This is a genomic window from Sphingobium sp. YR768 (genome assembly GCF_900111125.1).
Lineage (GTDB): Bacteria > Pseudomonadota > Alphaproteobacteria > Sphingomonadales > Sphingomonadaceae > Sphingobium.
Genome location: NZ_FOGE01000032.1, coordinates 1 through 13732, shown reverse-complemented (window position 1 = coordinate 13732; position 13732 = coordinate 1). Strand labels below are relative to the sequence as shown.

Here is a 13732-nt window from a genome sequence, read left to right as displayed (position 1 = left end):
TCATTTAAGCGCATTCATGCGCAAAAATCGGAGTCAGTCCCGTTTACGTTCGCCCTGAGCCTGTCGAAGCCTGTCCTGAGCGCCTGCCGCAGGCGGGCAGTCGAAGGGCGCCGTTCTTTTCTTGAGACAAGCAAGGGGCTTCGACAGGCTCAGCCCGAACGGGTTTCACTTAAGGTTCGCAACTCACGCTCAACGCCGCAGCACCATCATGTCGCCCGGCAGCGTCATGACCTGCAATCCGGCCATCTGCGCTACGCTGCGCAGCGCCTCATCCGGCGCGTCGATGCGAAAGATACCGCTGATCCGCGGCGCAGCCGACAGGTCGGCAAAGGTCAGCGTATAACCGGGGCGATAGCGCCCGATCTCTTCTATCGCCTCCTCCACCGACCGGCCATCCAGCACGATCAGCCCCCGACGCCAGGCCGCCATGCTGCTCACCATGCCGGGCTTCAGCCGGACAAGCCTACCGTCATCGCCATAACGCGCCCGCTCCGCCATGCCCAACAACATGCCCGGTCCCGAAGCGGTCCCCCGCACGCGCACCGCCCCCTGCGTCACATTCACATTGACGCCCGCCGCGCCCCGATCGACCTCGAAGGCGGTGCCGATATCCTGCGTCACGCCGCCCGATGCCGCCACCCGGAACGGCCGCTGGTCGCCATGTTTCACATCGAACCAGGCCTTCCCCTGCAACAGGTCGATGCGCCGTTCCTGCCCGTCATAATGGATGGCGATGGCCGCATCGCTATCCAGCATCGCCGTCGAACCATCCGTCAACGCGACCGTGCGCACCTCGCCCCTGCCCGCCATTTCATCGGCCCGCAGGCGGATCATCATGCCCGGCGCCAGAAAGGCCAAAGTCGCCGCCACCGCCCCGGCCGCCAGCCACACACGGGGCCGCGCCACCATAGTCCAGCGCCGTCCCCTGCGCCGTGGCGCAGGCGTGGCGCTGACAAAAGCCGCCCGCTGGCCGTCCAGACTCTGCCACAACCGCCGTTCCCGATCGAAGACGCCACGATGCGCGTCGGACAGGCCATGCCAGTCCCTGAACCGCGCCATCTCCGCCGCGTCCATCTCGCCGGACGCCAGCCGGACCACCCACAGGGCGGCCGCTTCGTCGATCGACGCATCGACATGATTGCTGTTCATCGGCGCTTCCCCTCGGCCCGGTCCCACGGCGCTATCGCCTTTGAGACGTTTGTCGACCGGCGCGCCCTAACCCGCCTCCGCAAAAAATCGCAACTATGTCCTGTCCCGTGCCGCCCGCAATATGTCGAGCGCGCGGCGGACATGTTTTTCGACCGTCGTCACCGACACGCCCAGCCGTGCCGCAACGTCGCTTTGCCGCAAGCCATCGAAACGGTGCATACGAAAGATGCTGCGCATGGGTTCGGGTAGCGTACGCGCGGCGGCCAGTACCTGCTGCAACTCCGCCTCAGCCGCCACGATCTCCTCGGGGCTGGGCTGCTCGAAATCGGCCCATAGAAAGGCTTCGGCCTCCGCCTGTATTCTGGCCCGCGTGCCTTCGGTGCGAACATGGTCGATCGCCAGATTGGACGCCAGCCTGAACAGGAAAGACCGCTTGTTCGCGATCGCGACGCTATCGTCTATCCGCTGCACGCGCAGATACAGGCTCTGCGCCACATCCTCGGCCGCCGGCTCGCTACCCACGATCCGCGCAAGGCGCCGGATGATCGACGCCCGTTCGACGATCAGCATATCTGACAGGTCGGCAGCGTTGGACGACATGATCCGCCCTTAGCAGATTGCGATCCATTCGCAATATCAGCTTTCAGATTTACGCGCCAACCCACGCACGGCAAAGGCCCGGCAGATCGCCGGGCCTTTGTCGCACTTTCTGCATCATCGCCGCCGGTCAGTTGCCCACGACCGGGCGGACCTCCTTGGTCGCGCCGGCATCGGCATAGCGTTCCTTGCTGTCGGCACGCGCGATGGCGGCGCTCATGCGCGGTTCGACATGGGCGATCGCCTTGGCGCGGCAGGCCATCTGCGCCGACAGATCATTGGACGCGCAAACCCGATTGGCGGCGCGGACGATCCGCTTGCGCAGTTGCGCCTGCTGGTCCGTCTGGCTCAGGTCCAGATCGCCATGATAGACGGCACTGGTGCGGCCATTGGACTGGAATTCCTGAGCGGATGCCGCGCCGGCGCTGGCCAGCAGGGTGGCGGACATCAGGACGGCGGCGAATTTGGTGGATGTGAACATGGGCCTATCTCCTCAAAACCTGTGGGGTCCGGCGTCCCGTCAAAAGGGGGGCTGCACGAAGCGCCGGGTGCGAACGGGCGGAGCCTGGGTCATCAAGGGAGCGGCGCCTGTCCCGTTCGCCCATTTTGTTTAGGCCCCTCGCCCACCCGGCGCCCGCCCGGTTCGACCGATGGCAATCCCGCTCGGCCAACGACCGACCGGACGACGAAGCGCAAATCCGGACGGACGAACAGCGCGACGAACGACATCACGAACGACATGCGGCGCGCACCAAACACAATATTCCGTAACGGAAAGCATCGAATCGTGCAGAGGGGCAAGAAAACGAAAACGCCCCCGGCGCAAGGGAAGGCCGGGGGCGTATCCAGGCGCTGTCGGGCACTCCGGATCTGGATAAACTGTCAGGATAGAAACGACGCCATTGGCGGTGAACCGTCCCTTAACGGATGGCCCCTGGCCTTCCGCTTCCATGGCCTCACCATAGCGCGACGACCGACCAGCACTGCACCGCTTCGATGATCAACCGCCCGCTTCCGCCGGGCGGCATCCCCGGGGGACGAACCGCGCTCCCCCATCCACCAACGACATTGGGATGGGATCACCTCTCCACCCGTTCGCCCTGAGCGAAGTCGAAGGGCCCGGCAGAGCCGCAGGCGAAGCCGAATGGCACAGATTGAAGACGGAGCCGCCCCTAATCCCGCAGCGACGGTAATCCCGCAGCGCCCAGCGCCGCTTCCACATAGGTTTCGAACGCCGCATCCCGCGCCGAACCCCGGTGCCGCATCCACGCGAGCGCCACCAGCGGCCGCCATGCCGCCAGCGCTTCCGGCGCCATGTCGGTCCGCTGGCAATAGGCATCGACATAGCGGGTCGCCGCGCCGTCGCGCACCCGCTCTTCCCACCATCTGCCCGCCTGTCCCGGTCCGAAGCGCATCAGCATCTCGCTGCGCACCACATCGGTCGGCGTCGCCCCCCGCGCCGCCCGCGACCAGTCGATCACCGCCAGCCCCTGCCGCGTCACGATCAGATTGGCGGGATGCAGGTCGCCATGCGAAAGGCGATCGCCCTCCACCAGCTGGTCCAGCCGTTCGATCGCCGCCATGCGCAGCGTCTCGCCGATCGGCGCGCCTTCGATATCCTCGACCAGCAACGCCTTGCGACTGCGCAACAGGGGCAGATGCTGCGCCTGTATCTCCTCCTGCAAGCGCGCCATTTCAGCCAGCGCCCAGCGCCAGCGATAGGGTCGCCGCTTCAGATAGGCCAGCAGGTCCGGCCCCTCCATTTCGGTATAGACGATCCCGCGCCGCCCGCCGACCGTGCGCAGTTCCAGCGCATGGGCCACCGGCAGGCCCGTCGCCTGCACGGTCTGCACCAGCCGATATTCGCGCTCCACGATCCCCGCGTCCACGCCCTCATGGAACAGTTTGAGCACCTGGCCCTGTCCCAGGCGAAAGACTTCGGCGCTCTGCCCGGCGGCAACAAAATGGGCGGGATCGGGCAGCGTCATCTCCGCGCCTCTGCCCGACCCGTGATCGATTGACCAGCCTCTTTGCGTCCGATCCCATCGGGACAGCGCGGTTGCGGTCAATTTTCGTCGCGCCGTGGGCGACCGGGGCCATCGGCCCGCGCCATGCGCTGCGCCCGCTCCGCCTGTCGCGCCACAGCGCGCTGCTGGGCCTGCGCCTGACGTTCCGCTGACCGCTGCTGCGCCTGCTGTTGACGTTGCACCTGCTGCTGTTGCGCCTGTTGCTGGCGCTGGACCTGCTGGGCGCGAGCGCGTTCGGCTTGTGCCTGTGCCTGCTGCTGCGCCCGCTGTTGCTGTTGCGCCTGTGCCTGTTGCTGACGGACGGCCTGTTGTTGCCGGGCCTCCCGTTGACGCTGCGCCTGTTGTTGACGCTGCGCTTGGTGCTGGTTTCGCTGCGCGGCCGCCTGACGTCGGGACGCCTGCGCCTGACGCTGCCGCTCCGCCGACGCGCGCTGGGCGCGAACCTGTTGCGCCTGTTGCTGCCGTTCCGCCTGCTGTTGCGCGCGACGGTCCCTCACCTGCTGCTGGCGTTGCGCCTGCTGCTGCACCTGTTCGCGACGCTGCGACGCACGCGCCTGCTCTGCCCGCATGCGATCCGCCCGGACCCGATCGGCCTGCGCCCGCTCGACCTGCGCCTGCCGCCGCTCCACCGCGTCCATCCGGCGATCGGCGATCCGCTGCTGCTGCGCCTGCGCCCGCCGGATGTCGGCCCGCTGCGCCGCCTCCCGCTGGACCAATGCCGCGCGTTGCGCTCGCTCCGCCCGCTGCTGGCGCGCGACCGCCGCCTGGCGCTGCGCTTCATAGAAACGCGGCGGCGCACCCCGAAAATCATCCCGCTGCCAACTGGCAAAGCGTGTCGCCGCCCCTTCGCGCGCCCTACGCTCGGCGGCCCAATGCGACCGCGCCCGATCATCCTGCCGCGCGCGATAGGCGCGCCATTGCGCCTGATCCTGCCGCGCCTGCGCCCAGCGTTCCCGATCCTGCCGGATCGCCGCGCGCCGGTCAGCCCATTGTCGCGCCTCGATCCGCTGCCGCTCATGCGCCCGCGCCGCCCGGCGCATGTCCGTCGCCCTGGCATAATAGCGCGCCGCATAGGCATCCCGCCGACGCGCCTCCGCGCCAGAGATTATCCGCCCGCCCCGATCATAGACCGCCACCAGACGGTCGTCGCGATAGCCGTAACTGTTCCACGGATCACGGACCAGATAGGGGCTGCTCCCGCCCGGCTCATAATAATAATAGCGATATCCGCCATCGACCGGCTCGGCATAGCGCACATAGTCATCGCCGCTTTCCCAGGCCCAGGGCGTCACCCCCTGATCATAGGCAAAGCCATAATCCGGCGGCGCATCGCCCAACATGTCGGAAAACTGGTCCGCCCGGTCGATCCAGGCATAATCGTCGCCCTGCGCCTGCGCATAGCGGATCGGCGCTGCCGCCGGCAGCCGGTCCGCCGCAGGGGCAACCGCCGGTGCGCCTGCGTCCGCGACATCCATCGGCTGCGCCTCTGGCAGCGGCGGCAACGCGCCCTGATTGGACAGCGCATCGGTCCAGGCCTGATCGGTCAGGGAAAAGCTTTTGTCCGGCTTCTCCTCGCCGCACGCGCTCAGCAACAGGGCCAGCGACAACAGGCCCATGCCGGGCGCACCGTGCGAAAAGGTTCGGGGCAAAAAGGTTCGGCGCAAAAGGATTCGGGTCATGGCATGTCTCCTTCACCAATCCCCCAACACCCCGGCACAATGCACCAGCGGGCATGAACGATCCTTGGCCAGATCGTTCATGCGACCGTCAGGGACGGAAAGAAGGAGAAAAGCGCCCTAGCCGATCACCTCCATCATCGCCGCTGCCGGCGCGATCTGGCGATGCTCATAATAGCCATAGTCGATATAATGTTCGGTCAGCGCCTCGACATTCGTACCGAAGGCCGCCGCCAGATCCCGGTTGGCCGCCGCATATTTCAGCGCATCGAAACTGGTCATCGGCCGATTTTCGGCAAAGCCCGTCCGCAGATAATGCGCTGCCCCACCATCATCATTGCTGCCGATCGCCACGATCAGGTCGCTGTTGGACGCGATATAGCGCAGACTGTCGAACTTGTCCGCCACCCGCCCTTCGGCGCGCCCGAACTGGAGATAATGGCGCGTCGCCGCGTCCACGTCCGTCCCGAACAACCCGGCCAGATCCTTGTAGGACGCCGCATATTGCAGGGCATTGAACCCGTCGTCATTCCGCCCTTCATAGCGACCCGTGCGAATATAATGTTTCGCCGCCGCTTCCTCATCCGATCCGTAGAATATAGCCAGATCCTTGTAGGACGCGGCATAATCCAGCCCGCTGAACCGCTCGTCGGTCCGCCCCTCGAACCGTCCGGTGGTCAGATAATGGCGGGTCGCCGCGGCGCCGTTGGCGCCAAAGGCCGCCATCAGGTCCGTATATCCGGCAATATAGTCATAAGGATCGAACGCCTTGGCGTCGCGTCCCTCGGCAAAGCCGGTGCTGATATAATGATTGGTCGCGGCCTGCGCATTCGTCCCGAACGCCGCCGCCAGATCGCTATAGCTTGCCGCATAGCGCAGCCCGTCAAACCCGGCCAGGCTGGTCTTCAACTGCGCCGTCGTCAGCGTCCCGTCGGCAAAGCGCACCGTCTCCACCCCGGTCATCCGGGTCGCGCCTTCCTCACCCACCAGATAGAGGAAGCCGTTCGCTTCCAGAACATTATAGCTGCTCTTCACGCCCGTCAGCAGCAGCAGGTCGTTCCCCGCACCGCCATCGACGCTATTGTTGCCAGCATCCGGGATCAGCACGTCATTACCGGCCATGCCGTTCAGTATGTCATGGCCCAGTTGCCCGGCCAGAACATTGTTGCCGCCATTGCCGGTGATCACGTTCGACAATCTGTTGCCCGTGCCCGCGATATTGTCCGTGCCCAGCAAGGTCAGCCGTTCGACATTGGCGCCCAGCGCATAGGACAGGCTGGCCTGCACATGGTCCGTGCCGCCACCGGCCAGTTCCACCACCCGGTCACCGACATTGTCGACGATATAGATATCGTCGCCCAGCCCCCCGGCCATATAGTCCGCCCCGGCACCGCCATCCAGATAATCATTGCCGCCCAGCCCGGCCATCTGGTCGTTCCCGGCATAACCGTACATGCTGTTGTTCGCGCTGTTCCCCGTCAGCACGTCATTGCCATTGGTGCCGCCGAAATCCTTTTGCACGGCATCGATATCGGACAGGGATACCGCCGCCCGCACGAACAGCGTGAACTGCCCCGCGCTGGTGTCGGCATAGATATAATTGCCGAAACTATAATTGACGATGCGCACATTGGTCGGCGCCATCGCGCCAATGTCGATCAGGTCGACACCCGTCTGGAAATCCTCGATCTGGTCGAAGGTCGAACCGGAATCCGCCGCGCTGTTGAAAATGAACCGGTCGGCACCCGCCCCGCCATAGAGGAAGCTGAAACCGCTGCCCGCGATCAGCCAGTCATTGCCGTCTCCGCCCATCAGATTGCCTCTGGACGATCCGGCATGGAGGATATCGTCCCCGCCCATCCCCTGCAGACTGACGAAGTCCATCTGGCTGTCGTTCCGCAACACGTCATTGCCACTGCCTGCGGAAAGATACAGCGTCTCGATCCCGCTTGTCTTCAGCGCCGAAACGGCCAGATCGACCTTGATATCGCCGATGTCGTAGACGAGCGAATCGCTGCCCTCACCCCCATCGATGGTCGCCAGCCCGATTGTGCCGGACAGGCCGAAATGCAGGCTGTCATTGCCCGCTCCGCCCAACAGGCTCCCGCGATTGCTCTCCGACAGATAGAGCTGGTCATCGCCGTCGCCACCGTCCAGCCTGTCATCGCCCGTGCCGTCGAACATCTGGTCGTTGCCAGCGCCGCCATAAAGCATGTCGGTCCCACGACCGCCGCTCAGCGTGTCGTTGCCCGCCCCGCCATTCAACTGGTCCGCGCCGTCGCGACCGAGTATCTCGTCGTCGCCATCGCCACCATTGATGATGTCCGCGCCGCCAATACCGTAAATGGCATCCGCTCCGGCCGCACCGGTCTGCGTCAGGGTCCGCGTCGCCGCATTCCAGTTCCAGCTGGCAACCTGCGACCCATCCTTGCTTTCATTGCCATAGAGATAGCGGATCGCAGGTATGTCCAGCGTGCCCAGTACGTCACCAGCGGTGCCGCCACTGGTATAACTCATTACTGTATTTGCATAATTATCTACTGCCGTCGCCAGCGCCGGATCGCCGTCGAACGAATGTTTCAGGCCCAGCGCATGGCCGATTTCATGCAGCAACAGATGCATGTTGCTGGCCCCACCCTTGTGGATGAAGACATCGCTGGCGGCTTCGAACCCATCATAACCGCTCATCGGATAATAAGCGAAACCGGCCGCATTGCTGTCCAGCGCCGACAGGTCGTAATTCATGAACTTGATGTCGCCTTCGCCCGGCGCAACCTCGAAAAAGGTCAGGCCGGAAACCTTGGCCCACAGGTCCAGCGCCGCCCGTGCGGCCGCCTTTTCCGCCTCGGAGAAGACCTGATAGGTGGCCAGTCCCTCAGCCGAATAGAGAGTATAGAGATAATCCGGCACCACATCGGGAAAGGAATAGCTGACAAAGGCGCCAACGCCCGTCGTGCCGTTGATCGATGAACCGGACAATATAGCCGTATAATCGGAAACCGTCGCCATATACCCCCCAGACTGACCCGGAAAGCAAACTATAAGCCATTCATATTTCGGTCAATTCATGGATTGACATCTTACCGGCATCAGATTGCTTTTCATAAAGCGGCAACAAATAGGCCGATTCACTTTCACAAGCGAAACGGGGTGGAAACCTGTTGCTTCCACCCCGCTTGTCATCACCCGATGACTTCCACCATCGCGGCGGCCGGTGCGATCGCGCGATGCTCATAATAGCCAAAGTCGATATAATGTTCGGTCAGCGCCTCGACATCGCTGCCGAACGCCGCGGCAAGGTCCGGATTGGCCGCCGCATATTTCAGCGCGTCGAAGCTGGTCGTCGACCGGTGCTCGGCAAAGCCATGATCCAGATAATGTTTCGCCGCCGCGTCGTCATTGTCGCCGATCGACACGATCAGGTCCGCGTTGGAAGCGATATAGCGCAGCCCGTCGAACTTGTCCGCCACGCGCCCTTCGGCCCGGCCATATTGGATATAATGCCGTGCCGCCGCATCGTCATTGCTGCCGAACAATGCCGCCAGATCGGCATAGCCCGCCGCATATTGCAGCCCGTCAAAGCCATCGTCACTGCGTCCCTGCGCCTTGCCGATGGTCAGATAATGCCGCGCACCCGCTTCCTCGTCGGCGCCCAGCGTCGCTGACAGGTCCGCATAGGAGGCCAGATAGTCGAGCGCATCGAACCGGTCGTCATTGCGCCCTTCCTTCGCGCCTGTCGTGATATAATGGCGCGTCGCCGCCTGCGCATCGGTGCCGAACGCGCTCGCCAGATCGCTATAGCCTGCAATATAATCGAGCGGATCGAAGCTCTTGGCATCGCGCCCCTCGGCAAAGCCGCTGCTCACATAATGGCTGACGCCCGCCGCCGCATTGGTGCCGAACACCGCCATCAGGTCGCTATAGCCCGCAATATAGCGCAGACCGTCGAACGCCGTCAGGCTGCTGGCCAGGTCGCCCGTCGCCACCGTCCCATCGGCAAAGCGCACGGATTCCACGCCGGTCATCTTCGTGGCGCCTTCTTCGCCCACCAGATAGATGGAACCGTTCGCCGACAAATAGCTGTAGCTGCCCTTCGCCCCGGTCAGCAGCAACAGGTCATAGCCCACGCCACCATCGACCACATTATTGCCGTCGCCCGGCACCAGCACGTCATTGCCGCCATAGCCGTACAGCGTATCCCGCCCGCCCATGCCGGACAGATAGTTATTGCCGTCATTGCCGAAGATCGCATTGCTCAGCGCGTTGCCGATGCCGTTCAGGTTCGCGCTCCCGGTCAGCGTCAGCCCTTCCACATTGGCGCCCAGCGTATAGCTGATGCTCGACGCCACATGATCGACACCGGCATTCAGCCCTTCGACGATCTGGTCGCCCACGCTGTCGACATAATAAAGGTCGCTGCCCAGGCCGCCCTTCATCACGTCATTGCCCGTACCGCCATCCAGCACATCGCCCGCAACCGATCCCAGCAGCATGTCATTGCCGCCCAGGCCGAACAGCCGGATCCCCAGCGCCGACGATCCGCTCGCCCCTTCCGCCGTGATCAGATTGTCCTGCCCGTTGCCGCGCATGTCCGCCGCGCCGACCGTGCCGTTCAGCTTCAGCGTCTCGACATGGTCCGACAGCGTATAGCTGCCGCTGGCGACGACCGTGTCATTCCCCTCACCCGCCAGTTCGACGATCACGTCGCCGGCCGTGTCGACGATATAGATATCGTCGCCCACACCCCCGACCAGCCGGTCCGCGCCCGCGCCGCCATCCAGACGGTCGTTGCCGGTCCCGCCATAGAGCGTATCGATGCCAGCGCCACCGCCCAGCACATCATTGCCCGCGTCGCCATAAAGTTTGTCGGCGCCATCCTGGCCCAGGATCGTGTCATCCCCGTCCCCGCCCCGCAGGTCATTGGCCAGTTCATTGCCCACGATCCCGTCCGCATAGGACGAGCCGATCACATTCTCCACGTTCAGCAGCTGGGTCAGATAAGGGCCGCCATTCCCGTTCGCGCCATTCAGGCCCAAGGCGACAGTCACCTTCTCTCCATAAAGTCTGAAATCGATCGTGTCGGACCCGGCACCGCCATCAAACTGGTTGCCCGGTTGATAGCCGACAACCAGCCTGTCATCGCCATCGCCGCCCAGCATCTTGACGGGCGCATCGCCGGTAATGATGACGGTGTCGTTCCCGGCTCCGGCTTCGATCACCAGTTGCGATATATAGAAGGTGTCATAATTGATATAATCATCAAATTCACTGCCGCGCAGGCCCGAAAGCCTTTCGAAATTCTGGACAGTGCCGCCACCAATGACGTGCGGCCCCGCTCCCAACAGATCGCTGCTACGGATATCGATGCCTGCGCTGGCGCCGCCGAAACTATAGGAAAGGCTGTCATAACCTTCTCCGCCATCGACATCGTCCCCATAACCCGCACTAGCGCCGTCATCCCCTGCGCCAGCGATCAGCACATCCTTTTCCGTGCCCATATCCCGGACGCCTGATAGTCCGGAGTTCAGGGAATCATTACCCGCGCTGCCGATCAACACGTCCGATCCGGCACCACCGACCAATATGCCCCTGCCATTGACACCCGACGACAGATGATCATCGCCATCTCCGCCCAGCAAGGTGCTGACGCCCGAATTGCCGGTCATCACATTGTTCAGCGCATTGCCCGTGCCGGTCAGTGCCGCCGTGCCGCCCAGCGCCAGATTCTCGACATTGTCGCCCAGCACGAAGCTGACGCTCGACTGCACAGTATCGATCCCCGCATCGGCATCTTCGCTCACCGTGTCGCGGATATCATCGACAACATACAGGTCATCACCCGCGCCGCCGATCATCTGGTCTCCGCCACGACCACCGATGAGAATGTCATTACCCGCGCCGCCTTCCAGCAGGTCGTCGCCATCCAGGCCGTCCAGATAATCGTTACCAGTACCTCCAGTCAGTTTATTGGCAGCAGCATTGCCAACAATGACATTGTCGAGTTCATTGCCGGTTCCGTCGACTGCCGCCGTCCCGGTCATGGACAGCCGCTCGATATGGGAAGACAATATATAGCTGACGGAACTATAGACATGATCGTCTCCTTCGCCCGCCAGTTCGACGATGACGTCGCCCGCCGTGTCGACGATATAGATATCGTCGCCGACACCCCCGACCAGCCGGTCCGCGCCCGCACCGCCATCCAAACGGTCGTTGCCGGTCCCGCCATAGAGCGTGTCGATGCCGACGCCACCCCCCAGCACGTCGTTACCCGCGTCGCCATAGAGTATGTCCGCGCCGTCCTGGCCCAGGATCGTGTCATCCCCATCCTCGCCGGATATAACGTTAATTCCGGAATCACCTTTTATGCTATCGCCATATTGTGATCCGACTACATTTTCGATCGTACTGAAGTAGTCTATGCTGTCTGGCGTCTGCACCTTTACCGTTGCACCATCAGGCGGCGTAAGATCGACAACAACGGCTCCTGTAGAGTGTCGATAGGATATCGTGTCTATTCCAGCCCCACCACCGATATAATTTGTTCCGGATCCACCTTCGATGACATCGTCACCATCTCCACCAGAGATGCGGTCGATACCTCCGCCTCCATATATGATGTCATTCCCTGATCCACCGTCCAGCATGTCACCCTGCGCACTGCCGATTAGTATATCGTTACCTTCATTCCCGTTAAAAGTGACGCTATGGGACAGTCCAGAGATTATATCGTTACCTTTCTTTCCATTTATGGAAGCATCCGATCCGACGTTGTCCACTTTGATCACATCATCGAAATCACTCGCATAAACACCGATTATGATTTCGACATTCCTGATAATTCCGGTCCCAATACGACCGTTAGATGGATCACCTATATCAATAAATACGCCGGAACTTGCCCCTAGCGCATATACGGTAACGGAATCCGTACCATCACCACCGTCTGCATCGTCGCCATAGCCGATGATCATGACGTCATCGCCATCTCCGCCGAAAAGCTGGTCGTGCTCAGCCAAACTATCGGAAGGATCGAAAGCGCCCGTACCGCTGCCACTTGCACCGGCGTAAAGGATATCGTCCCCGCCATTGCCATAGAGAATATCCGATCCGCTTCCGCCGGAAAGCTTATCGATGTGGCCCGAACCTTCTAATCGATCATTGCCATCGTCGCCGTATAGAATGCCTGGCCTTCCCGAACCGTCCAGATCGCGAAGAAAACCGATAATATCGTCGCCTGCACCGCCAGACGCTTCATTAAGCGCCCATATGACGTCGTCTCCATCCTCCCCATAGGCGAAAGGATATCCTCCGATCAGCAGATCGTTGCCGCTTCCGCCGTATAACATGCTCCACGCGGATTCGAGCGTGTCATCTCCATCGCCTCCATATAGCCTGCCCGTGCCAGTTCCCCCGGCAATCAAGTGATCATCTCCACCCAGCCCGTAAATCGGCGCATCGCTGGCCGCGATCTGCCCTGTAATTACGTCAGAAAATTCGCTACCATCCACCCATTCAAGCATTTCGACGTTTTTGATGGTGCCGCCTTCGACGGTGACACTGCCACCGGTTTCTAACGTGCTGAAATCAGCAATGATCCCGGAAGACGCTCCTCGAAAGCTGATGACCAGATAGTCCGACCCCTCGCCTCCGTCGATATCATCGCCATAGCCCGCAGATATATGGTCGTTTCCATCTCCGCCGTTTAGGGTGTCCTTTACCGCATCGACGTCGGTTACTGGCGGCAACCACCTAAAATTATACCCTTTCCAATCGAAGGAAAGTGTCTGGGCATAGAGGAAATCATTGCCATCACCGCCATCGATCTGGTCGCTTCCTTCATCCCCAACCAGAGCATCATTTCCACCGTTGCCGCTAATTATATCGGAAGATTTTGTACCCAGATAAATATCGTCTTCCAAACCACCGTCAAAAATCGCCACACTTTCCCCCATGCGCGGCAAAAGACCACGCCCTGCCCAATAAAGGCCTCCCACAGGCCATCCGATGCCGAATGCTAAATATCGGCGGGGATTCGGCAAGAAAAAAATAGCGTAGCAACAGGCAATTGGTCGCATTGCATATTAGGCGAGATTTGGTGTCAGAAGCCGCCCCACGCACTTAAAATATCGGAGGCGGCCGAAGAGATGGGCTTCACCATCACTTGCACACACATCTTCCGGCAGCCTAGGCCGTAAACTCATAAATAGATTGCGGTTTGGCGAGTGAGATGATTCACGGCTCTCCAGCATTGGAGGGTTGGATGGCACGTCGCCGGTATGA

Annotated in this window: 7 protein-coding genes and 1 pseudogene; all 8 read right to left on the bottom strand. The window is 62.0% G+C overall.

Features of this window, described 5'->3' with window-relative positions:
* Nucleotides 1-189 precede the first annotated feature (189 nt).
* Nucleotides 190-1149, bottom strand: a complete 960-nt coding sequence (locus tag BMX92_RS22495; protein WP_093020715.1) for a FecR family protein — start codon at nt 1147-1149, stop codon at nt 190-192.
* 93 nt (nt 1150-1242) lie between these two features.
* Nucleotides 1243-1749, bottom strand: a complete 507-nt coding sequence (locus BMX92_RS22490; RefSeq protein WP_093020713.1) for an RNA polymerase sigma factor — start codon at nt 1747-1749, stop codon at nt 1243-1245.
* 127 nt (nt 1750-1876) lie between these two features.
* Complete coding sequence (locus tag BMX92_RS22485; protein WP_093020711.1) at nt 1877-2227, bottom strand: UrcA family protein; 351 nt, start codon at nt 2225-2227, stop codon at nt 1877-1879.
* Nucleotides 2228-2918: 691 nt separating this feature from the next.
* Nucleotides 2919-3734, bottom strand: a complete 816-nt coding sequence (locus BMX92_RS22480; protein ID WP_093020709.1) for a phosphotransferase family protein — start codon at nt 3732-3734, stop codon at nt 2919-2921.
* 77 nt (nt 3735-3811) lie between these two features.
* Nucleotides 3812-5452 (bottom strand): hypothetical protein, encoded by a 1641-nt coding sequence (locus tag BMX92_RS28325; protein ID WP_143066848.1) that lies wholly within the window; start codon nt 5450-5452, stop codon nt 3812-3814.
* 117 nt (nt 5453-5569) lie between these two features.
* On the bottom strand, nt 5570-8458 hold the full coding sequence (locus tag BMX92_RS22470; protein WP_093020705.1) for a matrixin family metalloprotease: 2889 nt from the start codon (nt 8456-8458) through the stop codon (nt 5570-5572).
* 173 nt (nt 8459-8631) lie between these two features.
* Nucleotides 8632-11889 carry a calcium-binding protein gene (locus BMX92_RS28135; protein WP_305728193.1) on the bottom strand — a complete coding sequence of 1086 codons (3258 nt, stop codon included), beginning with the start codon at nt 11887-11889 and terminating at the stop codon, nt 8632-8634.
* Nucleotides 11890-11967: 78 nt separating this feature from the next.
* Nucleotides 11968-13404 (bottom strand): annotated as a pseudogene (locus BMX92_RS28460) (calcium-binding protein); the annotation flags it as partial.
* Nucleotides 13405-13732: the final 328 nt, after the last annotated feature.

Excerpts from the sequence above, each read along its gene's own strand:
- BMX92_RS22495 (WP_093020715.1), bottom strand. The coding sequence starts at position 1,149 with ATGAACAGCAATCATGTCGATGCGTCGATCGACGAAGCGGCCGCCCTG.
- BMX92_RS22485 (WP_093020711.1), bottom strand. The coding sequence starts at position 2,227 with ATGTTCACATCCACCAAATTCGCCGCCGTCCTGATGTCCGCCACCCTG.
- BMX92_RS22470 (WP_093020705.1), bottom strand. The coding sequence starts at position 8,458 with ATGGCGACGGTTTCCGATTATACGGCTATATTGTCCGGTTCATCGATC.
- BMX92_RS28325 (WP_143066848.1), bottom strand. The coding sequence starts at position 5,452 with ATGACCCGAATCCTTTTGCGCCGAACCTTTTTGCCCCGAACCTTTTCG.
- BMX92_RS22490 (WP_093020713.1), bottom strand. The coding sequence starts at position 1,749 with ATGTCGTCCAACGCTGCCGACCTGTCAGATATGCTGATCGTCGAACGG.
- BMX92_RS22480 (WP_093020709.1), bottom strand. The coding sequence starts at position 3,734 with ATGACGCTGCCCGATCCCGCCCATTTTGTTGCCGCCGGGCAGAGCGCC.